Consider the following 24,338-nt stretch of genomic DNA (forward strand, 5'->3'; position numbering starts at 1 on the left):
GCCACAAACTCTCAAATAGACGAATCCCTCTTCCTTTATTCTTCAAACTCAACATCCTACTAATAAGTAACCTAGTTGATAAATTTAGATTCGCTTTCTTTATTGTTTTCAAATATAATTTATTTTAAATCATACACACATCAGGTCACATTTTAAAAAACAATAACCTAAAGCAAGAGAGGAACAATAATTGACCTACTCAACGATTTTTCGTAGTTTTGCCCCATGGAAAGAGAAATCTTTGATACCAAGCGAAAAGCATTAAAAATAAACCTAAACGAAAAAATCTATGGCACTTTTGCCGAAATTGGAGCTGGACAAGAAGTAGCACGTAATTTTTTTACTGCTGGTGCTGCGGCGGGTACCGTTGCTAAAACTATGTCGGCCTACGATATGGCCTTCAGTGATGCCATTTACGGAGCGGAAGCATCGGGGAGGTATGTAAGCCAAAATAGGCTTTTACGTATGCTCGAACATGAATTTAGCTTGCTTAACGAACGTTTGTTAGCTGAAAAATATGAGAACAGAACGTTTTTCGCCTTCGCAAATACCGTAACAACACTTAATTTTAAACGTACCAACGAGCCACACGGCTGGGTAGGCATTCGCTTTCAGACGGAAGCGGGTGGCTTGCCAAACGAAATATTTTTTCATGTTCGCTTACTCGATACCGATGTAAATATGCAACAGCGTGTATTGGGTATTATCGGCGTAAATTTGGTGTATGCAGCTTTTTATCATCATCATGAGCCAAAAGTAATGATCGAATCGTTAGCAGACAATTTAACGGTGGGATCGGTAGAAATTGATTTAATTTCGGTTAAAGGGCCAGTTTTTAAGGATGTAAATAATACTTTGTTAAATTTGTATCTAATCATGAAAGATTTTTCTGCTGCCGCAATTTTTGATTCGGATGGGCATCCTCGCCAAGCAAAGGATTTACTCTATAAAAAGGATATCATGATTTTGCGTACCAAATTCGGGCAAAAATCATTACCAAACTTTAATTTGTTTAATAAAGCCACCGACCAGTTTAAGCGCACCAACAAAGTTGAAGAAGGAAATCTTGCCATGATGATCGAAGTGCTATTAACCAATGTCTTAACCGACGGGCAAGAAACACCCGATGATATCGATTTGGAAGCCGTTGCGAAAAGAGCAGAAGACATGTGCAATACAGGGAATTTGGTGATTGTCTCGAACTTTACTCGTCACAATAGACTGGCGAAATATTTGGGTAGATGTAAACCAAAAAGCGTAGGTATTTCTACCAACATTAACAATCTTAAGTTTGTATTTAACTCGACAAACTTTGGCGAAAATTATTCTAGTCAGCTTTTGGCATACGTAAGCGATATGTTTACTCAAAATGTTAAGCTTTTTGCCTACCCATTTATCGATAAAAAAACAAATACTGTTATTTCTACCACAAATATGCCAGTAACGCCAGATGCCAAGCCCTTGTTCGATTTCTTATTACTTAATGGCTATATCACCGATATTAACGATTACAGCGAAGACGATGTTAAAACGGTGTAATGAGTACTCTGCATCCGAGAAATAAACATCATGATCGCTACGATTTTAAACGCTTAGTTAAATCTACGCCAGAACTTGCCGCTTTTGTAAGCGTGAATAAATATGGTGATGAATCGATAGATTTTGCAAATCCTGATGCCGTAAAATGCTTAAATAAATCACTTTTAGCGTATTTTTATACTATCAAATATTGGGATATCCCTGAAGGTTATCTTTGCCCACCCATTCCGGGGCGAGCAGATTATATCCATTACTCTGCAGATTTGCTAGCTTCATCAAATAATGACATTATCCCAAAAGGAAATAAAATTAAGGTATTAGATATTGGAGTGGGGGCAAATTGTGTGTATCCAATTATTGGTCATCAAGAATATGGGTGGACTTTTACAGGGTCAGAAATCGACCTCATAGCATTGCAATCTGCAACAAATATCGTTAATGTTAATCCTTCGCTTACTCAGGCAATCGAAATAAAACATCAACCTAACAAACATGCCATCTTCAAAGGAATTATCCATAAAGAAAAACGCTTCGATCTAAGCATTTGTAACCCGCCTTTCCATGCTTCGGCCGCCGATGCCTTAGCAGGCACGCAGAGAAAGGTGAGAAACCTGGGAAACAAAAATTACGTAAAACCAACGCTAAATTTTGGTGGTAAAGCTGGAGAATTGTGGACTGAAGGTGGTGAGAGTGGCTTTATCTCGAAGATGATCGATGAAAGTAAAGTATTTAGCAAACAAGTTTTATGGTTTACCAGCTTAGTTTCGAAGAGCGAAAATCTCCCTGCTGTTTATGCAATGTTAAAACGCGCAGATACTGCTGATGTACGCACTAATAGTATGGTTACTGGTAATAAAGTAAGTAGAATTGTGGCATGGACCTTTTTATCAGTTAAAGAACAGGAAGATTGGGTTAAAAACTGGTAGTACCGTCATGTTAAAAACTGATAGTACCGTCATATCGAACGCAGCGTAGCGAGGAGATATCTATAGCATTTTTTCTTTAGTTCTGTCATTATTTCACTTGCTCTAAATGACTATTTACGTAAAAATTTTCTTTATCTTGCATTATGAAACTAAATCGATTTACCCTCATCCTTTTTCTTATCCCGCTATTTTCTCAAGCCCAAAAATCGGGGAATCCCTTGTTTCCAGGATGGTATGCAGATCCTGAAGGCCAGGTGTTCGGTAAAACCTATTGGATTTACCCTACCTATTCGGCAAAATATAAGGAGCAGGTGTTTATGGATGCTTTTTCGTCGAAAGATTTAGTGACTTGGAAAAAGCATGAACGCATTATCGATACGGCGGCCATTAAGTGGGCCAATAAAGCTATGTGGGCACCATCGATAATCAAAAAAGACAATAAGTATTATCTGTTTTTCGGAGCGAATGATATACAGAGCGATAAAGAAATAGGCGGAATTGGTGTGGCCGTGGCCGATAAACCAGATGGTCCCTTTAAAGACCATATTGGTAAACCTTTAGTTGCTCAGTTTTACAATAAGGCACAACCTATTGATCAATTTGTTTTTAAAGATAAAGATAATCAGCATTACTTAATTTATGGGGGCTGGTCGCATTGCAATATCGCAAAACTGAATAACGATTTTACAGGCTTCGTACCTCATCCGGATGGGTCTACCTTCAAAGAAATAACTCCAGAGGGCTACGTGGAGGGGCCATTTATGTTTATCCGGAATGGAAAATATTATTTTATGTGGTCTGAAGGAGGGTGGACAGGGCCTAATTATTTTGTAGCCTATGCTATGGCCGATTCGCCATTAGGTCCTTTTAAACGAATTGGACGAATTTTAACGCAAGACCCTTCAATAGCTACTGGCGCGGGACATCATTCGGTAATTCAAAATCCTAAAACCAAAAAATATTACATCATCTATCATAGAAGACCATTAGGCGAAAAAGATGGTAACCACAGAGTAACCTGTATCGACGAAATGTCGTTCGATGAAAATGGTTTGATTAACCCAGTTAAAATTTCGAAAGAGGGGGTAGAAAAAAGTAAGTTATAAGTAAATATCTTTAACCACAATCTCCATTCTTCTCTCGGGCATAGCCAAAGGCTTGAAGCCGTATTGTGCATACAAGCCATGCGCGTCGAGCGTGCCCAAGGTATAGGTCCTTAAGCCCTGCAAATCGGGATGGAACATCATCAACGACATTAATTTTTTGGAAAGGCCTAAACCGCGGTAGTTGGTCTCTACGTACACATCGCACAAATACGCAAAAGTGGCCTTATCGGTAACCCAGCGTGCAAAACCCACCTGCTTGGTGCCTTTATAGATGCCAAAGCACAACGAATTGGATATGGATGTTTTTACCGTATCAAAAGGAATATTCTTCGCCCAGTACGATTCTTCGCTCAAATATCGATGCACAGCAACCACATCGATCAACTTAGAATCGTCTGAGAAAATAAAATCGTTTTCAGAAATCTCCATACAAACCAACTAATAAACCCAAAATTAATTCCTCATATTGATGAACTGGAGTGGCTGACCGAAATCTTCACCTCTGCATAGCGAAATTACTTTTTGCAAGTCGTCTATATTTTTGCTCTGTACCCGAACTTGATCATCCATCATCGAAGCTTGTACTTTTAAGTTGCTCGCTTTAATTTTGGCAACAATTTTTTTCGCAGCTTCTTTATCCAAGCCCTCTTTAATTTTGATCTCTTTTCGGATCATATTGCCCGATGCTGCAGATTCTTTGCCGAAATCCAAACTTTTTGGGTCTAAACTTTGTTTCATCATACGGGAAATAATTGAATCGGTTATAGCTTTCAAACGCATATCATCTTCAGTAACGATTGTAATTACGTTTGTCTTCTTTTCTAATTCTATAGTACTATTAGAGCCATTAAAATCATAACGATTTAAAATCTCTTTTTTAGCATTGTTGATGGCATTATCTAAGGTTTGCGCATCTACTTTGCTTACGATATCGAAAGTAGGCATGAGTATAGCTTTTTTAATTAAAATGAATAGATTTATGAAATAATCGTTTAAATTACAAAATAACACAAAATAAACAGATATGAACTGAAGATGTTCAAATAATTATAAATATAAATTCACAACGAATAAATTAAAAATAAATGAAAACCAATAAAACAAAACCAACTAAAAAAGCTACCAAGAAATCTGCTAAAAAGCAGTTGGAGCATACCTTAACTGAGCGGTTTTTAGAAGCTGTGAAAAGTTTAGGTCATAATGCTGAAGTTATTGGCGAAGATATCGCCAATGCGAGTAAAGTAGTGGCAAAAAAGCTTTCTAAGAAATTCCAGGAAGCGAAAAATGCAGTAGAAACTAAGCTCGAAGAAATTAAAGCCGAAAAGAAACCTGCTGCTAAAAAGGTTAAAATGGCGAAGAAAGACGCTCAGAAATTAATGAAGAAAGTAGATAAAACGGTTACCAAAGTGGTAAAAAAAGCAGCAAAAAAAGCTCGACCAGCCGTAAGTAGCGTAAAAGTTGATGCTATTGCTACCGAGAAAAAAGCTGAGGAAGCCATTAAAACAACTGCACGAAAAGTTGCTACTAAAGCAAAAGCACCTGTAAAAAAATCCGCATCAAAAGCAACTTCAACAGCTACAGCTGCTAAAGCAGCAGCCAACACTGCTACGAAAACTCCAGTTAAAAAGGCTCCAGTTAAAAAAGCACCTGCTAAGAAAGCAACTCCGGCTACGAAGAAATAATTCACGGATTTATTTGTTCACTAGTTCATTGATTGTGCACCTACCAAATGAAATAATGACTAATTAATCAATGAACTAAAAGTTAACACTAACTTAACAGTAAAATATGCAATTTTGGAAATCCTCTGATTAAACCCGGAGGATTTTTTTAATTTTTTAAGCAATAGCTAACAAGAGAAAAAATATTATAAAAATATGAAATGGCGAAGAAAAAGCTACCGTTTTTAAATCGAGAAATTAGCTGGTTACATTTTAATGAGCGCGTACTTCAAGAAGCGGCCGACGAAAGTGTTCCCTTAATTGAACGAATTAAATTTCTTTCCATATTTTCTTCAAACTTAGAAGAGTTCTATCGGGTTAGGGTGGCCACCATGTCGAGGCTAAGCAATTTAAACGATAAGGCCAAGGAAGTATTAGGCTTAAATCCTAAAAAGATACTTAACGAAATCAAAAACATTGTAGTTAAGCACGAGCGAAAATTTGAATCGCTCTTTCAAGAAATATTAATTAACCAGCTTGCAAAGAATAGAATTTTTATCTTAAACGAAACTCAGCTTAACGTAACACGTGGCGAGTTTGTGAAAAGCCACTTCATCAATAGAATTCTATCCAATCTGGTTCCCATTCTAATCGACTTAGATAAACCTTTTCCAGAATTAAAAGACAGGTACTTGTATTTTTTTGTACGCTTAACAAAAATAGGCACTAAGAAAAATGAAAAATACGCGCTGATCGAACTACCCGAAAATTTACCACGGTTTTTAGTTTTGCCCGAAACCAATGGCTTAAAATTTATCATCCTTGCAGAAGATATTATTAAATATTGTCTCGATGACGTTTTTTTCGTGTTTAATTACGACCAAATTGAAGCCTTTTCTATTCAACTTACCCGTGATGCAGAGCTCGATATCGACAAAAATATTAGTGATAAATTTATCGAAGAACTAAAAAGCAGTCTGGATAAACGCAAAAAAGGGAAACCGATGCGTTTATTATACGATACCGAAATGCCATTCGAAATGCTGAGCGTGCTCATTTCAAAGATGAAAATAGAAGCCGAAAGCCTAATACCTGGTAATCGATACCATCGTTTTGGCGACTTTATAGCCTTCCCTAATGTTGGTGATAGTTCGTTGGAATACACACCCACACTCCCTTTAAAAGTGAAAGGATTGCACCGCACCGAGAGTATTTTTAATAAGCTGGCCGCCCGCGATTATTTGATTAACCTTCCCTATCAATCGTACGATTACATTATTTTATTTCTGCGTGAAGCGGCAATAGATCCTAAAGTAACCGAAATTAACATCACCTTATACCGCTTGGCCGAAAATTCGAAAGTTATCAATGCCTTAATTAACGCAGCCAAGAACGGTAAAAAAGTAAACTGCTTAGTAGAGCTAAAAGCACGATTCGACGAAAAAGCGAATATCTTTTGGACCAATAAGCTTGAAGAAGAAGGTGTAAATGTTAATTATGGGTTAACAGACTATAAAGTACACTCAAAAATTTGCTTGGTTAAGCGAATCGAAAAGAGAAGAACCGTGTATTACGCCAATCTAGCGACTGGTAATTTTAACGAGAAAACTGCAAGGATTTATGGTGACCATAGTATTTTTACCGCAAAGAAAGAAATTACCTCAGATTTGGTAAAGCTGTTTGCTGCATTAAATAAAAAAACCTTAGCGAAAGGTTTTAAACACTTAATTGTATCCCCATTAGAGAGTAGAAACAAAATTTATAATTTAATTAACAGAGAGATAAAAATTGCTAAAAGCGGTAAACCTGCGTATTTAATTTTTAAAGTAAACAGCTTGGCCGATGAGGGGGTAATCGAAAAATTATATGAAGCCAGCAATGCTGGAGTTAAAATTAAGTTAATTGTTCGTGGCATTTGCTGTTTAATACCAGGAGAGAAAGGATTTAGCGAAAACATAACGGTAATTAGCATTATAGATAAGTATTTGGAACATGCTCGGGTGTTTATTTATGGCAATGACGGTAAAGAAGAGATGTACTTATCGTCTGCCGATTTAATGAGCCGAAACTTTGAGCATCGTGTAGAAGTAGGTTTTCCGGTATTGGATAAAGAGGTTAAACAAGAAATTAGAGATATTATTGAGTTTCAGCTTCAAGACAATGTGAAGGCGAGGGATATTACCAAATTGAACAACAATAAATACCATAAGAACCGATTAACGACAAAAATTAGAGCACAGGTTCAGACCTATAATTACTTAAAAAATAAACATCAATAACGCTCATGCTACGATACGCCGCCATAGATATAGGATCAAATGCTGTTAGATTATTAATTGCAGATATTTCTCAAAACGAAAAGGGGAATAGCTTCAAGAAAAATACCTTGGTGCGCGTACCCCTGCGCTTGGGCGACGATGCTTTTTTAGATCATAAAATATCGCCAAAAAAAATCGACGATTTGGTGAAAACCATGTCGGCCTTTAAAAATTTAATGGATGTATATCATGTAAAAGCCTATTTGGCCTGTGCTACATCTGCCATGCGCGAAGCCGAAAATGGATTATCGATTATTAAGAAAATAAAGGAAGAAGCAGGTGTCGATTTAGAGATTATTGAAGGGCAAAGAGAAGCAAATATCATTTATGCAAACCATATTGAGAATGATTTAGATCATAAAAAGAGTTATTTATACATCGATGTGGGTGGAGGAAGTACCGAATTATCGGTTTTCGTAAATAAGCAACCCTTGGCATCGAAATCTTTTAATATTGGAACCATTCGGATCCTCGACAATCAAGATAAGGATGAAACGTGGGACGAAATGCGAAACTGGGTGAAACTGCATACCAAAGATTTAAAAAATTTAGCAGGCATTGGTACCGGGGGAAATATTAATAAACTCTTCCGCATGTCGGGCGAAAAAGATGATATGCCATTAACATTCTTAAAATTAAAAGCCCTTTATAACGAGCTAAATGGTTATTCTTTAAAGGAAAGAATTACTATAATGAAATTAAACCAAGATCGGGCAGATGTAATTATCCCAGCCTGCGAGATTTTCCTAACCTTGATGAAATGGACAGGAATAAAACAAATTTACGTGCCCAAAGTTGGGATGGTAGATGGGATTATTAACCTGCTGATAGAAGAAAACCTCGTAGGTTTTTAAAATCTACGAGGTTTAACTGCTAACAATTGTTCTAAACGTTAAATTTATTCTCGGCCTTCTTACCAGTTTTGTAGGTGGTAACCGATGTAACCAATTACTTTGCGTAGTGCCCTTCATCACCAATAAACTGCCATGTTCTAAAACGAGGTATACCGTTTCTTTGGTTTCTTTATGTTTAAAGCCAAATTTTCGCTCAGCGCCAAAGCTTAAGGAAGCAATTGCCCCATTTTTTTTAAGATCTTTTTCGCCATCGCTATGCCAGGCCATGCCTTCATCACCATTGTGATAGAGATTAAGTAGGCAAGAATTATAGGTTTCGCCAGATTTTTCTTCACAAATTGCCTTTAGCTCCAATAATTGATTCGTCCACCTTAACGCTTGTTTGGTAGTGTTCGAATAAGTGTATTCAAAAGGTTGATCTCCATACCAAGCCACTTTTCTTTTGGTTAAAATATGTTTTCCGAAAATAATGGCTTCATCGTTTTTCCATTCAATTTGATCAAGAAGATAATCGTAGAAAGAATTTGCTTTAAGCAGGCCCATACTTCTTCCGTAATACGTTACTGTTCCGTCATAAGGCAAAAGATTTAAATTCGGATTAGGGGTGCTGTTGAATAAATCCATGATAACTACCGTAAAAACACGGTATAATTTAGGGTGTTTTTACGGTTAAAGATAGGAGTTGTTCGGATTAAATTTGATAAAAAACCTAACAAAATGAATCTCACAAAAACATTAAGATCGCAAGGTTATGATTTAATTGGCGGACCAATTCGAAATCATAATGCATTACAACTTTGGTTAAAAGAGCCATCTGAAGAGGCGCAATATCAATATGCAACTGTTGGGCATGCATTTGTAAGCCCAGTTGTTTTAACGGAAATAGAAAGTCCATCTTTAGCTGTTAATGCCACAACTAAAGACGAATATGGGTTTAATATTGGCTTAACGGTACTCGACGAGCTGTTAAAATCAATCGGATTGGCTACACTCGAACTTTCTGCAAAGCTTAAATTTGGGAAAACAGTAACGATAAGTTATGATCATGCACTCACCCGAGAATGCACTAGAGGTAACGTAGAAGATTACTTATCACAAGCGGATTTTGTACATGCCAATCCTGTATTATTAAAACATGCCAATAGAAACCGTATCCTGATCATTACAGGAGTAATTATGGCAAAAAACCTACTGGTTGATATTGAGACTGATTTTACAGTAGATGCAGCGGTGGTTGCAGAACTAAATAAAGTTGCAACTGGTAAATTAAATTTCAGCATCGCCTCGAATACAAAGTTAAAAATGACTTCTAGTGGTGATCAATACTTTCCCATTGCAGTGAAGGCCTATCGAATAGATTTCGACAGAAATGTATTTCAACGTTTAACCTTAATGACAGATAATCGAAACATTTTTTAATACGAGTTAATTTTATTATGTTATGAGCAATACAAATTACAAACTGATTTCCTATTGCGCAGTACGAAGAGTAATTGGATTTCTCGGTATACTGCTTCCAATTGTATTATTTTTTAATAGTAGCTATTGTAGTTTACCGCTAGAAAAATCTATTAGTGCCTATTATTACTCGAACTTAGGAGATGTTTTTGTAGCGATACTAATTGCATTGGCTATGTTTTTATTTTCTTATCGAGGATATGAAGAACAATTGGATAATTGGATCACTAATATTGCAGCCTTGGCGGCAATAGGCGTTGCATTTTTTCCATGTAACGGGGTAGAAAAGCTATGTGTAATCTGTAATCATATTCGACTATCGAAAGAGACATACACTACTATTCATTATATTTCGGCAAGTATTTTCTTTATTTCTTTATCCATTTTATTGCTAGTATATTTCACCAAGTCTGACAAAAAAGATAAAGCAGATAAAACGGAAGAGAAAAGATTAAGAAATATGATTTATAGAGGGTGTGGTGCAATAATGGTAATTTGCTTATTAATTATTGCGGCTTTCAAATTCTTTAATCTGGGGAATGAACGAATATTTTGGCCCGAATCGGTTGCGTTATTTGCTTTTGGATTTGCATGGTTGGTAAAAGGAGAGTTATTGTTAGGGGATAAATAACAACATATTATTTTATTTCGACGGTTATGTGGTGAAGATCAGGGTTGGTAGTAAAGTTTACTTACTTTTAGTTTAGTATTTAATTAAAAGTAAGTTTATTTCCTGCCTTTTCATCTATAAACCAATCTAAATTGCCATTCATTGGCTTAATGAGCTGCGCGGGATAATGGTCGAAATTCTTTTCTTCATCGCCAATTACGTGTTTCAAGGCCTCGGCCTTATTTTCGCCAAAGGTAATAAAAGCAATGTTTTTGGCTTTATTAATTAACGGTGCAGTTAAACTGATGCGGAAAGTGTTTAATTTTTCTACCCAAACGGCTGCTACGGTTTCTTCTTGGTTATGCACTAGGTCGGTACCTGGAAATATCGAGGCGGTGTGCGCATCATCGCCCATGCCTAATAAGATAAGATCAAAAACAATTTCTTCTTCGTTAAAATGATTTTCTATCACCTTTTTATAGGTACTAGCGGCATATTCTGGTATTAAAGTAGTATCTACATAAAAAATATGGCTTTCTGGGGTTTGAAGGTTGTTAAACAAATTTTCCTTTGCCATCAGACCATTATAATCTTTATGGGCAGGTAACACATTTCGTTCATCACCAAAAAAGAAATATACTTTGCTCCAGTCTATTTTATCTTTGTATGTGGTTGACAATTGCTGATAGAGCGCTTTAGGCGAATTGCCCCCTGTTAACACGAAGTCGAATCTGCCTTTTGTAGCGATTGCAGTATTGCCAATTTCGATAACGTAAGCAATTAGGGCTTCGTTGAGTTCGGGTACGGATTTGAAAATGTTTAGATTCATTTTTATTTTTTTAACACATAGAAACAGAGTCTTCACAGAGAAACTGAGTACTTCTTCACAGGATGCATAATTTTTTTACCGCAGAGGCGCAAAGAACGTAAATTTTTTACGTTTTCGGTAGTTCTCTCGTCGTTCGTTCCTCACTCGCTCGAGATGACGACTTACCGCGCCAGCCACACAACCCACAACCAGACAACTCGCAACCCACTATTTAAATCACTCTTTCTCCTTCAACGGCAACTTAAACCAGTTATATCCGTCTTTTGCAATCAGCGCTTCGGCATCTTCTGGTCCCCAGCTATCGGCTTGGTAATTGGGGAAACTTAGTGAAGTTTTATTTTCCCAAGCATTTAAAATTGGCATTACCAATTCCCATGCCGTTTCTACTTGGTCGCCTCGCATAAATAAAGTTTGATCGCCATTCATGGCATCTAACAATAACGTTTCGTAAGCTTCTGGTGTATCGGTATCGTAAGTTCCTTTATAATCGAAAACCATGTCGACCGGATTAAGTCTCATTTTTACCCCAGGTCGTTTAGCCTGCACTTGCAAACGAATGCTCATTTCGGGCTGGATGCTAATGATCAACCTATTTTGTTGCCAATTTTCTGTAGCTCCCGATGAAAAGATATGGTGCGGAACATCTTTAAATTGGATCGTAATAATGGATGAGGTTTGATTTAATCTTTTTCCTGTACGTAAGTAAAAAGGGATGCCTTGCCAACGCCAGTTATCGATAAAGAATTTGATGGCAGCAAAAGTTTCGGTGTTGGAATGCGCATCTACTCCATTTTCATGTCGGTAGCCTGGCACTTCTTTACCCTCTACCCAACCTTTACTGTATTGGCCGCGAACCGCATTTGCGCTAATTTCTTCTGGTTTAAACGGGCGCATGGCCTGTAAAACCTCAACTTTTCGGTTTCTAATTTCGTCGGCATCGAAGCTAATGGGTGCCTCCATTCCAACCAAGCACAATAATTGCAACAAGTGATTTTGAATCATATCGCGCAAAGCGCCTGCACCTTCATAATAACCACCTCTATCGCCAACACCTAACTGCTCAGTTACTGAAATCTGTACATGCTCGATATATGTTCTGTTCCACAACGGCTCAAAAAGTGAATTGGCAAAACGAAAAGCCATCATGTTTTGAACGGTTTCTTTACCCAAATAATGATCGATACGATAAATTTGTTTCTCAGTAAAGATTTTACTTAAAAGTAAATTTAGTTCTTTCGCACTTTCTAAATCGTGACCAAATGGTTTTTCGATTACAATGCGACTATTATCTTCATCTTCCGTTAATTTATATTTACATAAACACTCTGCAATGAGCGGGAAAAAGTTTGGAGCAACGGCTAAATAGTAAATAATTTGTGTTTCCTTACCATATTCTTTTTGCAGTTCTTCTATGGTTTTTTTAAGGCCCTCGAATGTATCTGGCGTGTTAATATCGGTAGCGCAGTAACGAACATTGGGCTCAAAAGTCTGCCAAGTTTCTTGCTTTACTTTTCCGTTTCTAGAGAATTCGTTTACGTTCTCTAAAATTACGTCTCTATATTTTTTGTCGGTAAATTTGGTTCTACCGGTACCAATAATCGAGAAATTTTCGGGCATGTAGCCTTCTGTAAATAAATTGTAAAGCGCTGGTGCTAATTTACGCTTGTTTAAGTCGCCGGTTCCACCAAAAATTACAAATATGGTAGGGTTGAGCTTATTTTTCTTTTTCATCGGTATATTATCTTTTTAATCGGTGATGAAGCTAGCATGAGCATATTCACTTCTGTATAAGGGATGCTCATGATGGTTTCATTTTTAAGAGGTTGCAATGTTGTAAAGTTGTAAAGTGGAAATGTTACTATAGTTTGCATTTCTCATTACGCAGTACTTACCTCTCATAGCTATTTTAAATTATTCCAATCTGCGTGAAAAATACCTTCACTATCAATACGCTCAAAAGTGTGCGCACCAAAGAAATCGCGTTGTGCTTGGGTTAAATTCGAAGGCATTCTCTGGGTTTTTAAGGTGTCGAAATAGGTTAGTGAAGCTGCAAAAGCAGGAATTGCAATTCCTGATTGAATGGCCGAACATACTACATTACGAGTTCCTTTTAACCCATAATTTAATTTTTGTTGAATGGCATCATCAACATATAAATGTGCCAAATTAGGTTGTTTTTTATAGGCTTGATAAATATCTTCTAGAAATGTTGCTCTAATGATACATCCACCGCGCCATATCTTAGCAATTTCGGCCAAGTTAAGTTCATATTGATATTGAACCGAAGCTGCGGTTAGCAAATGCATGCCTTGTGCATAAGCAGATGCCATCGCAAAATAAAAAGCTTCTTCCAAATCATTAATCAATGCTTCATCTGCTTCGATTGCTGTACTTGGTGTATACACTTCACTTAATGCCGTACGTAAAGCTTTAAGTTTTGAGAGGTTTCGACTAGACACAGCTGAGTCTATTGTTGGAATGGGCACTTCTAAATCCATGGCTACCTGCGAGGTCCATTTTCCAGTTCCTTTAGATTTTGCCTCGTCTTTAATTTCATCAACTAACAGATTTCCCGTTTTTTCATCAACAAAGCGAAAAACATCTTTGGTAATTTCCATTAAAAATGATTTTAGTCGGCCTTCGTTCCATTTTTCGAATACGTGTTGAATTTGGCTGTTGTTATAGTTTAGTCCATTTTTAAGAATATCATAGGTTTCGGCAAGCAATTGCATTATGGCATATTCGATTCCATTGTGGGTCATTTTTACGAAGTGGCCGGAGGCACCGGGACCAATATAGGCAACACAAGGTTCGCCATTTACTTTGGCCGATACGGCCTCGAGCATTTCTTTAACTACACTATATGCTTTTTTATCGCCACCTGGCATCATGCTCGGACCAAAACGTGCACCTTCTTCGCCTCCCGAAATGCCCATTCCGAAGAAATGAATACCTTTTTCTTTTAATTCGAGTGCTCGGCGACTGGTATCTGTAAAATACGAATTTCCACTATCGATAATAATATCGCCTTCGGCAAGTAGGGGTTGAAGTTCGGCAATAACGCTATCTACAATCGGACCTGCTGGCACTAATAAAATTAACGTGCGAGGCGATTGCAAGCTAGCTACGAACTGATTAATGTCAGCAAAACCTTTAAGTTGGTGTGCTTTACCTTCTTCTTCAAAAAATTGAAGCATTTTTTCGCTTTTGTCATATCCAGTAACCTTAAATCCGTTATCGGCCATGTTGAACAATAAATTACGTCCCATGGTTCCTAAGCCAACCATGCCGAATTGATATTGTGCTATTTGATTGTTATCCATTTTTTGATTCGATTATACTTTCTAAAATTAGCTTACTTTCTTTAAAATTTCGGTGAACGAATGCATTAATTCCCATTTGTTTGGCGATGGCTACATGAATAGACCGGTCGTCGAAATATAAACATTCATGTGCTTCTTGTTGTGCGATACCTAATGCTAACTTGAATATGCAAGGGTCTGGTTTAGAAAAGCCAACCTCACAAGAGGAAATAAAGGCATCGAAGCACTGGTGTAAACCAAATTTTTTTATTCGATAGTCGTTAAATTCTTTTCCCTCGTTGTTGATTGAAAATATTTTAATATTGTTTTTCCTTTTCCAATCAATTAACCAGGGTAAAAACTCGGGTAACTGTGTTGTTTTTGAAAACATAAACGCTTTAAAATCCTCTCTAGAAAATGTGCGTTCAGTACTAAATACAACCGATTCGAGGTATTGATCTAAGGTTAATTTTCCATTTTCGAACAATGGAAATGCTACAGAATGATCTTTTTGAAATTGAATAGGTTCTAAATTATACTTTTCTATGGCTTGCATACGTGCAGTATGATTCCACCCGTCACTTAATAATACGCCTCCAATATCCAAAAAAACTACTTTAATGGCATTCATTTTGTTTTAGGATAGGTGGTGTGGATGTGATATTTTTCTTTGGCCTGCCATAATTTTGCGCCGCCTTTTATGCCGTCTTTATTTGAAACCAACTTAATGTTTTTATCTAGATCGAAATTAATTTCGTTAGAGTTTCCTCCTCCGATATACAATTTATCGTAGTTGAACACTGTTTTATAGATTTCGATAATATATTGCAAACGTTTATTCCATTTTTTCTTGCCTACAGCATGAAATCCACGGTCGCCGATAAAATCGTCGTAATCTTCGGTTTTACTAATTGGAAGGTGAGAAAGTTCTAAATGGGGCAATAATTCGCCATCAAATAGGAGTGAGGTGCCGAATCCGGTACCTAATGTAAATACAATTTCGAAACCTTTTCCACTTACAATCCCTAACCCTTGCTGGTCGGCATCGTTAATTAAGCGTACAGGTTTGCCGAAAAGATTAGCTACTTGCTGTGCTAAGTCTACATTGGCCCATTTATTTAAAGCAAGGTTAGGAGCAGTTTGAACAATACCCATTTTTACATAACCCGGAAAACCAATAGCTATTTTTTCGAAGTTTTTAAAATCTTTAGTTAGCATTTTTATGCCGTCTAAAATTGCTTCTGGAGTAGATTTTTTAGGGGTAGGTGTTTTTTTAAACTCGGTTAATAATTTTCCTTTCGGATTCATTAAACACGCTTTAATATTTGTGCCACCGATATCGATCGATAAAATATCACCCTGAGGAATTTTGGTTTTCGTAGCCATAAATTATGTTTTTGAGTACAGCTACAAAAGTACAATCAATACTTAGGTTAGTGGTAATAAATCTGTCTAAATTATTAACAAGAGTTAGCGAATGTTGATTAATTTACAAATACCTGAGCCACCATTGCGAGTGAGTAGCCTTATAACTTTGAAACCAAATACATGGCTTGTAGAGAATGGCAATAACACTAAGCCAAATTAAATAGACTATACCTAAGTTAAACCCAAGGTTTGGTGGGTGAAAAAGAAATGGAATTTGTGGGTTAACGACGTCTTTTGTGCCATATCCGCTGGCAAAAAATACAATTACCAATATAAAATGAATGAGATAAAAATGAATTACGTAGTAGAAAAAGGGAACGTTTCCATACACCATCATCAATCTGGCAAACCTATTTTTAAGATTTTCGATTTGCGATAAGAGCATAATGGTGAGGCCGAGTGTCATCCCATAATACTGCAACGAAGGCGGGTATTTGCTCACATTTAAGAAGGAGAAGAAAGTTTTAATTGGTTCTATATATTCTTTTCGAGGGGTTGGGTTGCCATACCAACCGAAATAACGTAACACCAAGAACGATAAAAATAGAGCAAGACCGATATAAAATAAGCGCTTTCTGCGTGTGGTGGCATCGAATTCTTTGTTGTACCAGTGCCCTATTGAGAAGCCAAGGAACATTGCACCTGTCCACGGTAAAATAACATAAAATAGACCTATAGAATGGGTTTCGCTTACCGGAATAAATGTGCCACTACTGGTTAAGGTAGCGGCTATGAGCCTCCCAGCAAAAGTAGTAGCATCTGGTAGGGTGATGTAATTTAAAAGGTTATGTCCGAAGAATAAGATTAAACCAACAACTGATACTACTCGATGTGAGATTTTGCTTAAGATGCCAAGTAAAATCATGCTCCAGCCAATAGCCCAGATTACCTGAAGGATAATCACATTATACAGTGGATTAAAGGTTAAACCTAGCGTAATGATGCCAATTTCTACGAAAAGCAGCCAAAAACCCCTTTTTATTAAAAAATTTCCTGCTTGCTTAGGATCCTTGTTTTTTGAGGATAAATAAGCCGAAATGCCCGAAAGGAAAACAAAGGTTGGAGCGCATAAATGCGTTATCCACCGTGTAAAAAAAAGAGAAAGATAGGTATTATCTGGATTCATCGGATCGGTAGTCATACCACCAAGGAGAAAAAAATCGCGGGTATGGTCTAATGCCATTACAATCATTACAAATCCTCGAAGGATATCAATAGACAGTATACGTTTGTTTTCGGTGGTCATGAGCAACTGATTTTTATCTAAATTAAGATTAATTAGCTAATTAAAAGAACCTTAGCTTTTTTATCAATGCATGTTCCGATTAACGCTTCGCTTTCTATGTCTTTGAAATAAAGCGTATCATTTTTAAATGATTTCTTCACTTTATAATAGATAAAAAGACAGTCGATCCAATTTAGGGCCACTTTTTTGTCTGTCCAAAGGCTAGTCTTCAAATAAACGGTATTACTTTCTAGCCGAATAAGATTTTTGCTTTCCAAAGCTGTAACATTTGCAATAATTTTTGCAGTTTGTTGAGCAAGGTTTGCTGGGGAAGCAATTTTTTTGTTGGCGTAGATCATGGGTGTTAGTAATTCCACCTCACAAAAGCTTCCATTGCTTCGTATTCTGCCAAGCCTAATTGATTATACGATTTTGCGGTTTCGCTGGTACGTTGTTCTGCACGAACCCAGAATTCTCTTGCATCATCGCCCGGAAAAACGGGTATATCTTTTTGCGATTGGTGTTTAAAAATGGCGTGTCTTTTTCGAAGCACTTCGTTTGGAGATAGGGGTACGGCCATTTGAATTTCGTGCATTTCGAATTCGTGCCAAGCACCTCGATATAACCATAACCAACAATCGGTTATCCAATTTTCTGTGTTCTTTAAGCGTTTTAGGGCAGAAATAAGGATATCAAAACAAATTTTATGCGTTCCATGGGGGTCGGCAAAATCGCCTGCGGCGAAAATCTGATGAGGTTGAACCTGCTTTAAAAGCGCCATGGTTTTGAGAATGTCGTCTTCGTAAGAAACAGCTTCTCTGGTTTTAAATTTATCGTAAAAAGGTAGGTCCAAGAAATGGATATTTGTATCTTTCGTTCCTGCAAATCGCGCACCTGCAACGGCTTCTCCTTTTCTAATTAATCCTTTAACCGTAAGTATTTCGGGTAAATCGATCTGATTAGGACTTTTAGTTTTGAAGAAATCTCTAATTAGGTTATATTTTTCTTCGAGGGCAGCCGTATTCTCGCCCAATGATTTGTGGAAATCGATCGCAAATTCGTAATAACGCAACACATCGTCGTCCCAAACCGCAGTATTTCCAGAAGTTTGGTAGGCAACATGCACATCGTGACCCTGATCGGCCAGTCTTATAAATGTGCCGCCCATCGAAATTACGTCATCATCGGGATGAGGAGAAAAAATAATGCTTCTTTTTGTGGCGGGGTTGGCTCTTTCGGGGCGCTGACTATCATCGGCATTTGGTTTCCCCCCGGGCCAGCCGGTAATGGCATGCTGAAGCTGGTTAAAAATTTGGATGTTGATGTCGTAAACAGGCCCTTTTTCGGTTGCCAGTTGCGCCATGCCATTGGTGTTATAATCTTCTTCAGTTAGCTTTAAAATGGGCTTTTGCAAATGTTTTGCTAACCATATTACAGCTTTTTTAGTGATTTGCCGATCCCATATAATATCGCGGACCAACCATGGTTTGTTAAAACGGGTTAATGCAGAAGCGGCTTCCTCATCTACAATAAATTCTACATTTTCTGATAGTTGTAAGTAGGTAGCAGGTACTTCAGAAGAGATTTCGCCTTCCACAGCGGCTTTTACAATGCCAGCTTTCTTTTCATTCCAAGCAACGATTACAATCTCGCGCGCTTTAAAAATGGTACCTACGCCCATGGTGATGGCTTTTTTAGGTACGTTCTCTTTTCCACCAAAATCTTTGGAAGCATCTCTTCTTGTTAAATCGTTAAGCGAAACTAAGCGTGTTCCTGAATTTGGTGCCGAACCCGGTTCGTTAAAACCAATGTGCCCGGTTCTTCCAATTCCTAACAATTGAAAGTCTAGTCCCCCATAATCGTTAATCAGTTTTTCGTATTTTAAACAGAATTCGGCAACTTCTTCTTCTTTTAACGTACCGTCTGGGATATGAATATGGTTGGGCTTTATATCAATATGATCGAACAGGTGGTGCTTCATAAAGGCGACATAGCTTTGTTCGCTATCAGGTTTCATTGGGAAGTACTCGTCTAAGTTAAACGTAATCACATTGTGGAAGCTTAATCCCTCTTCTTTATGCTTACGGACCAGTTCTCTATAGATTAAAATTGGCGATGCCCCGGTAGCTAAACCTAAAACCACATGTTGTGCTGCAGCTTGTTTGGTAACGATTAACGCAGCAATTTTGTTTGCAATGGCTACTGAAGCCTCTTTTTGATTGACAAATACAGTTACAGGGATTTTTTCGAAGCGGGTTTCTTCTAGCAGATTTAAACGGGACATACAATTGATATTTTACTCAAACTTAGTAAACAATAGCAAAATAGCAATGAACTTTTTAAAATATTTATTAAGTTTTCTGATTTTTGAGCCTAGTACTTCTTTTTTTACCATCTGATATAGCGCATTTTATATCGCTTATTTTAACATTAAGAAATTTAGGGGCCTTAAGGCAGAATTTTAATTTGGTTTTTGAACCATCTAAGACACCTATGAGAACCTAAGGCGGCATGCATTAAACTTTGTCTTGACGTTACAATCTAAGGCATTCTAAGGTGGTAAATATTTTAACCTGATTTTCTAAGCTGTCTAAGCTGGTAAAAAAGTAGTTAGTTAACTCTTAGCTATTGAAGAAAAGAAATCCCTTTCTTTCCCGAAATTCTGCATTACTAATATCGATGCGCCAATTAATTCGGCATCAAATCCTAATTTACTTACCTTAATGTCGGTATCGGCGAATAATCTGGGAATGCAGTATTTATTTAGGGCTTGTTGAATAGGGGCGAGCATAAGCTTTGCTACTTTTACACCTCTACCACTTAAAACGATTACTTTAGGGTTCATGATGTGAATGAGTATAGAGAGGCCTCTTCCGATTTTATAGGCTGCGTCTGAAATCAATTCGATGGCATATTGATCGCCCTTATTTGCTTCTTTTAGGACAGCATTTCCAACTTCAACAGTCGAATTTAATGTCTCGATGTAGGCTAAGCTTGAGACACGACCTTCTTTAATGCCAATTATTGCTTTTTCGGCAACCGCAAGTAACGACGCTACAGCCTCTAAACAGCCTTGTTTGCCACAAGAACAAAGTATATTTTCTTCTGAAATTGGGATGTGACCAATTTCTCCCGAAAAGCCGTTATGACCTCTAAATAGGCTTCCATTAATGATCATTCCCAATCCAATTCCCCAGCCCATATTAATTACCATGGCATCCAAGGTCGATTTTGCCGCGCCAAACTTTAATTCGGCGAGTGTAATTAAGCTCGAATCGTTATCAATAAAGGCTGGTATGCCTAATTCATCGAGCAAATGCTGCTTTAGTGTTTTCTTATTTGTTTCGAGATAAGTATAGTTTATGCCTTTGCTAACGTTGATGAACCCTGGCATCCCTATCCCAATGCCTATGAATTTATGACTTGAGATATTCGATTTTTTGATGTAATCTTTTAAATGTTGCGTAAGCTCACTAAGTGCAGTTTTGTTGTTTTGCAGCTTAAGTTCAACAACGGCGAGTGGTAAAATGTAGTCGTTATGCAAATCGACAATACCAATTCTAGTTGATAATTGATCCATAGCAACCACCACCATAAACAATTTATCTTTAACAAGCGAATACATCAAAGGCCTTCTTCCGCCACTCGATGGAGCATAACCCTCTTCGATCACATAGTCCATGTCAATAAGTTCATTCACTACTTTAGTAACTAAGGGGATGCTTTTTTTTGTGGCTAGGCTAAGCTGGTTGCACGACGAAGATTTACGGTAATAAAGCTCGTGTATCAGATCATAATGTAGTTTAGAGGTCTTTTTTGTTAGGGTCGACATTAGGTTGACTTTTTTTGAGGCTTTACCAAAGGTAATAATTTTAACTGCTGAAAGGAATGTGATTTATAAAATTGATGTTACTTTTTAAAATATTTATAAAGTATTCCAAACTTTTATCATTTTTGTAGGAGGTGTTAATTAGCAAATTAGCTAATTAGCTGATTAGTTAATTAAAACCAATGATAGTAATAGCCGACAGTGGTTCGACCAAAACGAGTTGGGCAGTATTAAGCAATGCCGATGAACCAAAGCAATTTAGTACAGAAGGCTATAATCCGTATTATGTAGACGCTGCATACATAGAAGAATCGATCGTTAAGAATTTTTCATACCAGCTTGAAGCCGATAAGGTGGAGCAAGTTTATTTTTATGGCGCAGGATGTGCTGGAGGTAAGGACGAGGTTGTAAAAAAGGCATTAACTGCTATTTTTCCAAATGCCAGTATCTTTGTAGAGTCGGATTTATTAGCAGCAGCAAAATCGCTTTTGGGCAACAAGGAGGGATTTATCTCCATCTTGGGAACAGGAACAAACACGGGTATTTATAGCAATGGAAAAATTATAAGCCAGGTTAACTCTTTAGGTTTTTGGTTAGGTGATGAGGGAAGTGGAGCCTATTTAGGGAAAAAATTATTATCGTTATTTGCACGAAGAGCCCTGCCCATCGCACTTATGGAAGCCTTTGAAAACGATTATGGATTAACACCTTCTAGTGTTATTCCAACTTTTTATGATGTTGAACTACAAAACAGGTACACTGCAAAATTCACGATCTTTTTGCACAAGCATCTCGAAAACATTTACATTAGAAAACTGGTAAAACAGGCATTTGTCGACTTTTTTGAAAACATTGTATGCTTGTATCCCAATTACAGAAATTACGCTTTAAATAGCATTGGTTCTGTAGGACTTACTTTTTTAGATCAACTTAAAGAAGTGGCCTATAGCTATGGGATGAATGTAGGCAAAATTAATAAATCGCCTATTGAAGGACTTATCGAGTATCATCAAAAAGCTATGCTATAAATAACTTAAGCAAACATTAATGCCGAACTGCGGTTATAAATAGAACTAAACAGTTTGTTATGGCACTCGAAAAGAAAAAAACAGATCGTAAAGAAAGCAATGCGATTAAGGTTCCTCAAACTCCAAAAATAGAAGTAGACGACATCGATCTAGGCGATGCAGATGGGAGTAGTAGTAATTCGGGAATGGATAATTTTAAACAAAAAGAAAGTGTTGAATTTCCAAACAATAGGGGCAGGATTGATGACTTGTAAGATGTATTTACGCAACGCTTAGAGTTTTTTTCTTCGTTAAATTATTAACTCTCCACATTAAGAAGATGCTTACCAACGAAATGCCAATGATGACGTAACCTACAGTGTTATAATGTTGTAGCGGACTACTTTTACTCGGTTGTGTTACAATTATACCAGCAACTGCAGCAGCTACTCCGCCAGCAATCTGTTGTAACGACGCATTTACGCTCATAAAAGCCCCGCGGTCTTGCATATCGGGTATGGCGCTGGTTAAGGCAGAAGAGGGAATCATTCTGCTCATAATCCCCATCATCATCAACACATTTAAAATGACAACAATATAGAAAGGTGTGATGGATAAATTGGTATACACCACACACATGATCATCATCCAAACCGAAGCCAATGCAAAAATTTTAAACTTATCTATTTTATCACTCAATTTGCCAATCATGGGCATAATTAGTAAGGAGGCAACTCCAGAAATCATAAATAATATAGGTAATTGTTCATACGAAAGCCCTAAATTATTTACTGCAAAAGCACTTCCAAAAGGCATCATCATAAAGCCACCAATAGATAGGAGTGCTGTTGAGGTAAAACCAACCCGATAATTGGCTTTAGCAACCGTATGCCAGAGATGAGTAAAGGCAGATTTATCACGCTGTATTAATAAATGTTGGGTAATGGGCTTTAATTTAATCGAAATAAAAATTGCAATCGCTATACTCAATACGGCAACCATCCAAAATGGAGCTTCCCAACCCCATGCATTAGCTAAATATAAACCGATAGGAACACCTAGTACCTGACTTCCGCCAAAACCCATTTGAATAAAACCCATCACTCTACCCCGTTGGTTTAAAGCAAAAAGATCGGTAATAATGGCCATAGAAATGGAACCAATAACCCCTCCAAACAAACCTGTTATAATTCTTGCCGCCACTAATTCTGCATAAGTATGTGCTAAACCGCAAAATATAGTGCCACCAATAAACCCGATATAGAAAAACAGAAGAAGCTTTTTGCGATCGAAACGATCGGCAAAACCAGCGGTTAAAAGGCCCGATATCCCGGCACTAAATGCATACGCTGAAACAGCAAAGCCAAATGCTGAAGGTTTTAAGGTTAAGGATTTCATTAGCATATCGCCCAATGGCGACATCACCATGAAATCTAAAATAACGGTAAACTGCGTAATTGCTAAAATGAAGATTACAAATTTCTGATAGCCTGATAAAGGGAGCGGTGGATGATTTTCCATTAGCCTACCCATTTTCCGCTTTTCTTTAAATAGCGAATACTTAAGTAATAAATGGCTAATATTATGCATGCTACTCCCATTAACCTATTCCTAAGTTCCGCATCATTATGCGTTAACTGTGGGTAATAATATAAGAGAATCACTACGATGCCCAACATCCAAACGGTTTGGGTATTATATTCTTTCGTTAACCAACGTTTTCCGTTAAATTTCATGCTGCCAATAGTGCTTCCTATTCCATTAAAATTAATTAACCATCGGCTTACTTTTTTGCAATATGCATCGAACTGTGCGCCAAATTTACCTCTCAAGAAATTTTCCTCGGCTAAAACTATGGCTTGATAAATAAATAGGAACAAGGGGATAAAAACAGCCATAAACAATAAGGAGTTAATTAAGATACCTACACCCACCAACATTAAAATGTTTCCTACATATAATGGATTACGGCAATGTTTAAATATACCCTCGGTTACCAAATCATCGGCATGTACTTTTTTATCTTTTCCACCTCTAACAATATAGGCTAAGGCGATCGTTACCCCGCGGATGAGTTGTCCTGATATTGTAATAAATAAACCAATAATTAATGGGTATAATTGGTAGTTTGGACCAAATTTCTCTTCAGTAAAAAGGGCTGAAGAAGGAATAAATAAAGCAAGATATAGAAAGATGAATAAGAAGTTTCTATACTTGAAGAAGAAGTTGCCTATTGTGATCATTAT

The 24,338-nt window shown here is 37.2% G+C and carries 24 protein-coding genes; 10 read left to right on the forward strand and 14 right to left on the reverse strand.

The genetic code is table 11. The features are described from left to right. The first annotated feature begins 225 nt into the window (after window positions 1-225). The 3 genes from WG904_RS18650 (at window position 226) to WG904_RS18660 (ending at window position 3,571) form a co-directional block, all read left to right on the forward strand. Window positions 226-1,539 (forward strand): nicotinamide mononucleotide adenylyltransferase, encoded by a 1,314-nt coding sequence (locus WG904_RS18650; protein ID WP_339580864.1) that lies wholly within the window; start codon window positions 226-228, stop codon window positions 1,537-1,539. After that, window positions 1,539-2,465 (forward strand): 23S rRNA (adenine(1618)-N(6))-methyltransferase RlmF, encoded by a 927-nt coding sequence (gene rlmF / locus WG904_RS18655; RefSeq protein WP_339580865.1) that lies wholly within the window; start codon window positions 1,539-1,541, stop codon window positions 2,463-2,465. Before WG904_RS18650 ends, rlmF begins: the two co-directional genes overlap by 1 nt. Before the next feature lie 143 nt (window positions 2,466-2,608). Next, on the forward strand, window positions 2,609-3,571 hold the full coding sequence (locus WG904_RS18660; protein ID WP_339580866.1) for a glycoside hydrolase family 43 protein: 963 nt from the start codon (window positions 2,609-2,611) through the stop codon (window positions 3,569-3,571). On the opposite strand, the gene WG904_RS18665 is transcribed toward WG904_RS18660, so the two are convergent. Continuing rightward, window positions 3,566-4,000 carry a GNAT family N-acetyltransferase gene (locus WG904_RS18665; RefSeq protein WP_339580867.1) on the reverse strand — a complete coding sequence of 145 codons (435 nt, stop codon included), beginning with the start codon at window positions 3,998-4,000 and terminating at the stop codon, window positions 3,566-3,568. The genes WG904_RS18660 and WG904_RS18665 overlap by 6 nt on opposite strands. A 24-nt stretch (window positions 4,001-4,024) precedes the next feature. Continuing rightward, a complete protein-coding gene (locus WG904_RS18670; protein ID WP_339580868.1) occupies window positions 4,025-4,516 on the reverse strand; it encodes a YajQ family cyclic di-GMP-binding protein in 492 nt (163 codons plus the stop codon). A gap of 140 nt (window positions 4,517-4,656) precedes the next feature. Between WG904_RS18670 and WG904_RS18675 the strand changes: the two genes are divergently transcribed. The 3 genes from WG904_RS18675 to WG904_RS18685 all read left to right on the forward strand — a co-directional run bounded on the left by WG904_RS18675 (window position 4,657) and on the right by WG904_RS18685 (window position 8,404). Further along, entirely contained in the window at window positions 4,657-5,253 is a 597-nt protein-coding gene (locus tag WG904_RS18675) for a hypothetical protein (RefSeq protein ID WP_339580869.1), read from the forward strand. A gap of 200 nt (window positions 5,254-5,453) precedes the next feature. Beyond that, a complete protein-coding gene (gene ppk1, locus WG904_RS18680; protein ID WP_339580870.1) occupies window positions 5,454-7,511 on the forward strand; it encodes a polyphosphate kinase 1 in 2,058 nt (685 codons plus the stop codon). Between the two features lie 5 nt (window positions 7,512-7,516). Then, on the forward strand, window positions 7,517-8,404 hold the full coding sequence (locus tag WG904_RS18685) for a Ppx/GppA phosphatase family protein (RefSeq protein ID WP_339580871.1): 888 nt from the start codon (window positions 7,517-7,519) through the stop codon (window positions 8,402-8,404). 12 nt (window positions 8,405-8,416) lie between these two features. Here WG904_RS18685 and WG904_RS18690 read toward each other — a convergent pair whose 3' ends face one another. Next, on the reverse strand, window positions 8,417-9,028 hold the full coding sequence (locus WG904_RS18690) for an alpha-ketoglutarate-dependent dioxygenase AlkB family protein (RefSeq protein WP_339580872.1): 612 nt from the start codon (window positions 9,026-9,028) through the stop codon (window positions 8,417-8,419). A gap of 93 nt (window positions 9,029-9,121) precedes the next feature. Between WG904_RS18690 and WG904_RS18695 the strand changes: the two genes are divergently transcribed. Together WG904_RS18695 and WG904_RS18700 are read left to right on the forward strand one after the other, a co-directional pair. Beyond that, on the forward strand, window positions 9,122-9,823 hold the full coding sequence (locus tag WG904_RS18695; protein WP_339580873.1) for a gasdermin: 702 nt from the start codon (window positions 9,122-9,124) through the stop codon (window positions 9,821-9,823). Window positions 9,824-9,845: 22 nt separating this feature from the next. Continuing rightward, complete coding sequence (locus WG904_RS18700) at window positions 9,846-10,493, forward strand: DUF7103 family protein (RefSeq protein ID WP_339580874.1); 648 nt, start codon at window positions 9,846-9,848, stop codon at window positions 10,491-10,493. A 79-nt stretch (window positions 10,494-10,572) separates the two neighbouring features. On the opposite strand, the gene pgl is transcribed toward WG904_RS18700, so the two are convergent. The 9 genes from pgl to WG904_RS18745 form a co-directional block, all read right to left on the reverse strand. Then, window positions 10,573-11,301, reverse strand: coding sequence for a 6-phosphogluconolactonase (pgl, locus tag WG904_RS18705; RefSeq protein WP_339580875.1), 729 nt, complete (start codon window positions 11,299-11,301; stop codon window positions 10,573-10,575). A 216-nt stretch (window positions 11,302-11,517) separates the two neighbouring features. Next, window positions 11,518-13,032 carry a glucose-6-phosphate dehydrogenase gene (gene zwf / locus WG904_RS18710; RefSeq protein WP_339580876.1) on the reverse strand — a complete coding sequence of 505 codons (1,515 nt, stop codon included), beginning with the start codon at window positions 13,030-13,032 and terminating at the stop codon, window positions 11,518-11,520. A gap of 170 nt (window positions 13,033-13,202) precedes the next feature. Then, window positions 13,203-14,624 (reverse strand): NADP-dependent phosphogluconate dehydrogenase, encoded by a 1,422-nt coding sequence (gene gndA, locus WG904_RS18715; RefSeq protein WP_339580877.1) that lies wholly within the window; start codon window positions 14,622-14,624, stop codon window positions 13,203-13,205. After that, window positions 14,617-15,234, reverse strand: coding sequence for an HAD-IA family hydrolase (locus tag WG904_RS18720; protein WP_339580878.1), 618 nt, complete (start codon window positions 15,232-15,234; stop codon window positions 14,617-14,619). Before WG904_RS18720 ends, gndA begins: the two co-directional genes overlap by 8 nt. Further along, on the reverse strand, window positions 15,231-15,989 hold the full coding sequence (locus WG904_RS18725) for an ROK family protein (RefSeq protein ID WP_339580879.1): 759 nt from the start codon (window positions 15,987-15,989) through the stop codon (window positions 15,231-15,233). Before WG904_RS18725 ends, WG904_RS18720 begins: the two co-directional genes overlap by 4 nt. Window positions 15,990-16,092: 103 nt before the next feature. Next, a complete protein-coding gene (locus WG904_RS18730) occupies window positions 16,093-17,277 on the reverse strand; it encodes an acetyltransferase domain-containing protein (protein ID WP_339580880.1) in 1,185 nt (394 codons plus the stop codon). Window positions 17,278-17,309: 32 nt separating this feature from the next. Further along, complete coding sequence (locus WG904_RS18735; protein ID WP_339580881.1) at window positions 17,310-17,615, reverse strand: hypothetical protein; 306 nt, start codon at window positions 17,613-17,615, stop codon at window positions 17,310-17,312. A 5-nt stretch (window positions 17,616-17,620) separates the two neighbouring features. Continuing rightward, complete coding sequence (nagB, locus tag WG904_RS18740; RefSeq protein WP_339580882.1) at window positions 17,621-19,540, reverse strand: glucosamine-6-phosphate deaminase; 1,920 nt, start codon at window positions 19,538-19,540, stop codon at window positions 17,621-17,623. Window positions 19,541-19,870: 330 nt separating this feature from the next. After that, the gene (locus tag WG904_RS18745; RefSeq protein ID WP_339580883.1) at window positions 19,871-21,088 is read right to left on the reverse strand and encodes an ROK family protein; all 1,218 of its coding nucleotides are present in this window, start codon (window positions 21,086-21,088) and stop codon (window positions 19,871-19,873) included. A gap of 179 nt (window positions 21,089-21,267) precedes the next feature. On the opposite strand from WG904_RS18745, the gene WG904_RS18750 reads away from it, so the two are divergent. Next, window positions 21,268-22,113 (forward strand): N-acetylglucosamine kinase, encoded by an 846-nt coding sequence (locus WG904_RS18750; protein WP_339580884.1) that lies wholly within the window; start codon window positions 21,268-21,270, stop codon window positions 22,111-22,113. A 59-nt stretch (window positions 22,114-22,172) separates the two neighbouring features. After that, a complete protein-coding gene (locus tag WG904_RS18755; RefSeq protein WP_339580885.1) occupies window positions 22,173-22,367 on the forward strand; it encodes a hypothetical protein in 195 nt (64 codons plus the stop codon). Window positions 22,368-22,374: 7 nt separating this feature from the next. On the opposite strand, the gene WG904_RS18760 is transcribed toward WG904_RS18755, so the two are convergent. Together WG904_RS18760 and WG904_RS18765 are read right to left on the reverse strand one after the other, a co-directional pair. After that, complete coding sequence (locus WG904_RS18760) at window positions 22,375-23,613, reverse strand: MFS transporter (protein WP_339580886.1); 1,239 nt, start codon at window positions 23,611-23,613, stop codon at window positions 22,375-22,377. Further along, window positions 23,613-24,335 carry a methyltransferase family protein gene (locus WG904_RS18765; RefSeq protein WP_339580887.1) on the reverse strand — a complete coding sequence of 241 codons (723 nt, stop codon included), beginning with the start codon at window positions 24,333-24,335 and terminating at the stop codon, window positions 23,613-23,615. The genes WG904_RS18760 and WG904_RS18765 overlap by 1 nt, the downstream gene beginning before the upstream one ends. Window positions 24,336-24,338 lie beyond the last annotated feature (3 nt).

This window comes from Pedobacter anseongensis, from assembly GCF_037482965.1.
GTDB lineage: Bacteria > Bacteroidota > Bacteroidia > Sphingobacteriales > Sphingobacteriaceae > Pedobacter > Pedobacter anseongensis.

Coding starts and splice junctions, on each gene's coding strand:
- WG904_RS18650 (WP_339580864.1), top strand. CDS start 226: ATGGAAAGAGAAATCTTTGATACCAAGCGAAAAGCATTAAAAATAAAC.
- rlmF (WP_339580865.1), top strand. CDS start 1,539: ATGAGTACTCTGCATCCGAGAAATAAACATCATGATCGCTACGATTTT.
- WG904_RS18660 (WP_339580866.1), top strand. CDS start 2,609: ATGAAACTAAATCGATTTACCCTCATCCTTTTTCTTATCCCGCTATTT.
- WG904_RS18665 (WP_339580867.1), bottom strand. CDS start 4,000: ATGGAGATTTCTGAAAACGATTTTATTTTCTCAGACGATTCTAAGTTG.
- WG904_RS18670 (WP_339580868.1), bottom strand. CDS start 4,516: ATGCCTACTTTCGATATCGTAAGCAAAGTAGATGCGCAAACCTTAGAT.
- WG904_RS18675 (WP_339580869.1), top strand. CDS start 4,657: ATGAAAACCAATAAAACAAAACCAACTAAAAAAGCTACCAAGAAATCT.
- ppk1 (WP_339580870.1), top strand. CDS start 5,454: ATGGCGAAGAAAAAGCTACCGTTTTTAAATCGAGAAATTAGCTGGTTA.
- WG904_RS18685 (WP_339580871.1), top strand. CDS start 7,517: ATGCTACGATACGCCGCCATAGATATAGGATCAAATGCTGTTAGATTA.
- WG904_RS18690 (WP_339580872.1), bottom strand. CDS start 9,028: ATGGATTTATTCAACAGCACCCCTAATCCGAATTTAAATCTTTTGCCT.
- WG904_RS18695 (WP_339580873.1), top strand. CDS start 9,122: ATGAATCTCACAAAAACATTAAGATCGCAAGGTTATGATTTAATTGGC.
- WG904_RS18700 (WP_339580874.1), top strand. CDS start 9,846: ATGAGCAATACAAATTACAAACTGATTTCCTATTGCGCAGTACGAAGA.
- pgl (WP_339580875.1), bottom strand. CDS start 11,301: ATGAATCTAAACATTTTCAAATCCGTACCCGAACTCAACGAAGCCCTA.
- zwf (WP_339580876.1), bottom strand. CDS start 13,032: ATGAAAAAGAAAAATAAGCTCAACCCTACCATATTTGTAATTTTTGGT.
- gndA (WP_339580877.1), bottom strand. CDS start 14,624: ATGGATAACAATCAAATAGCACAATATCAATTCGGCATGGTTGGCTTA.
- WG904_RS18720 (WP_339580878.1), bottom strand. CDS start 15,234: ATGAATGCCATTAAAGTAGTTTTTTTGGATATTGGAGGCGTATTATTA.
- WG904_RS18725 (WP_339580879.1), bottom strand. CDS start 15,989: ATGGCTACGAAAACCAAAATTCCTCAGGGTGATATTTTATCGATCGAT.
- WG904_RS18730 (WP_339580880.1), bottom strand. CDS start 17,277: ATGACCACCGAAAACAAACGTATACTGTCTATTGATATCCTTCGAGGA.
- WG904_RS18735 (WP_339580881.1), bottom strand. CDS start 17,615: ATGATCTACGCCAACAAAAAAATTGCTTCCCCAGCAAACCTTGCTCAA.
- nagB (WP_339580882.1), bottom strand. CDS start 19,540: ATGTCCCGTTTAAATCTGCTAGAAGAAACCCGCTTCGAAAAAATCCCT.
- WG904_RS18745 (WP_339580883.1), bottom strand. CDS start 21,088: ATGTCGACCCTAACAAAAAAGACCTCTAAACTACATTATGATCTGATA.
- WG904_RS18750 (WP_339580884.1), top strand. CDS start 21,268: ATGATAGTAATAGCCGACAGTGGTTCGACCAAAACGAGTTGGGCAGTA.
- WG904_RS18755 (WP_339580885.1), top strand. CDS start 22,173: ATGGCACTCGAAAAGAAAAAAACAGATCGTAAAGAAAGCAATGCGATT.
- WG904_RS18760 (WP_339580886.1), bottom strand. CDS start 23,613: ATGGAAAATCATCCACCGCTCCCTTTATCAGGCTATCAGAAATTTGTA.
- WG904_RS18765 (WP_339580887.1), bottom strand. CDS start 24,335: ATGATCACAATAGGCAACTTCTTCTTCAAGTATAGAAACTTCTTATTC.